This window comes from Methylorubrum podarium (assembly GCF_022179745.1).
GTDB classification, from domain to species: Bacteria; Pseudomonadota; Alphaproteobacteria; order Rhizobiales; family Beijerinckiaceae; genus Methylobacterium; species Methylobacterium podarium.
This window is the reverse complement of the sequence record NZ_BPRD01000608.1, coordinates 1-1,197: the sequence shown is the minus strand read 5'-3', so window position 1 is coordinate 1,197 and position 1,197 is coordinate 1. Positions and strand designations below refer to the sequence as shown.

Here is a 1,197-nt window from a genome sequence, read left to right as displayed (position 1 = left end):
CGCCTCCATGGCGGCGACGGGGTCAGATTCCAGGCCGTTGGCCAACGCCAGCAGGAAGATCGCCTCCGAATCGGTCGAGCCGCGGCGGGTGTCGTAGAACTCGTCCGGGATCAGCGCCTCCAGGCGCCGCTTGATCCGGTGATAGCCGCCGATCTGGCCGTTATGCATGAACAGGTGGCGGCCGTGGGCGAAGGGGTGGCAGTTCGCCCGGGTCGTCGCCGTGCCGGTCGCCGCGCGCACATGGGCGAAGAAGGTCCGCGCCCGCACCTGCCGGCAGAGGTTCACGAGGTTCTCGTCCGACCAGGCCGGGCAGATGTCGCGGTAGAGGCCGGGTTCCGCGTGCTCGCCGTACCAGCCGATCCCGAACCCGTCGCCGTTGGTCTCGGTCTTGGCCTCCGACGCGTGCAGCGACTGATGGACCAGCGAATGGGTCGGGGCGCAGACCAGCTCGTTCAGGAAAACCGGCTCACCGAGATAGGCGAGGAAGCGGCACATGGCGGAACAAGAGCCTCCTTTGCGGTCCGAAGCCGAACATGCAAGCATCGGTCCGTTCGGACCGCCCTGCGTCGCCGGACTGTAACAATTCGGTTCGGGAGGTGAACAGTCGGTTAAGGGGCGGCGCGGATCGAACGGTTCGAGCCGGCACAATTTCGCTGAACCGATCATCCCCGAACTTGTTGTCGCAGGGCAAGCATCGTCGGCGCCGCCGACTCCGCCGCGGCGCGCCCCTGGCCGGGCTGCCGCTTCTGACCCGCTCGCAGCTTTCAGGGAGACATCATGGCTCACACCGGAGACAGCCCGGTCGCGCTCGTCGTCGAGGAGGACGAGGCCGCCCGCGATCTCGCGACCGTCCTGATCGAGGAGACCGACCTCGACGTCATCGCCTGTTCGAGCGCCGAGGACGCGCTGGCCGTGCTCGAGCGCGGCGACGTGACGGTGGCGATGGTGATCGCCGACACGCATCTCTCGGGCAAAATGGATGGCGCGGCGCTGGCGCGCACCGTCGAGGATCGCTGGCCGGAGGTGCGGCTCGTGGTGACCTCCCAGGCCCGCGAGGAGCGCCGGACCGAGATCCCGCCGCACGCGGTCTACATGCGCAAGCCCTGGCTGCCCCTGGAGCTTCTGCGGCAGGCCGAGCGCGCCACCCTCACCGCGCGCGCCGCCTGAGCCGAACCTGGGACGGAAAAAGGCCCCGCC

General features: G+C 69.0%; 2 protein-coding genes. One reads left to right on the top strand and one right to left on the bottom strand.

Going from position 1 to position 1,197, the window contains the following annotated elements:
* A partial coding sequence (locus MFF42_RS24560; protein WP_238258540.1) for a class II glutamine amidotransferase occupies window positions 1-495 on the bottom strand: 495 nt, incomplete at its 3' end.
* Between the two features lie 282 nt (window positions 496-777).
* Between MFF42_RS24560 and MFF42_RS24555 the strand changes: the two genes are divergently transcribed.
* Window positions 778-1,167 carry a response regulator gene (locus tag MFF42_RS24555; RefSeq protein WP_238258538.1) on the top strand — a complete coding sequence of 130 codons (390 nt, stop codon included), beginning with the start codon at window positions 778-780 and terminating at the stop codon, window positions 1,165-1,167.
* Window positions 1,168-1,197: the final 30 nt, after the last annotated feature.

Coding starts and splice junctions, on each gene's coding strand:
- MFF42_RS24555 (WP_238258538.1), top strand. CDS start 778: ATGGCTCACACCGGAGACAGCCCGGTCGCGCTCGTCGTCGAGGAGGAC.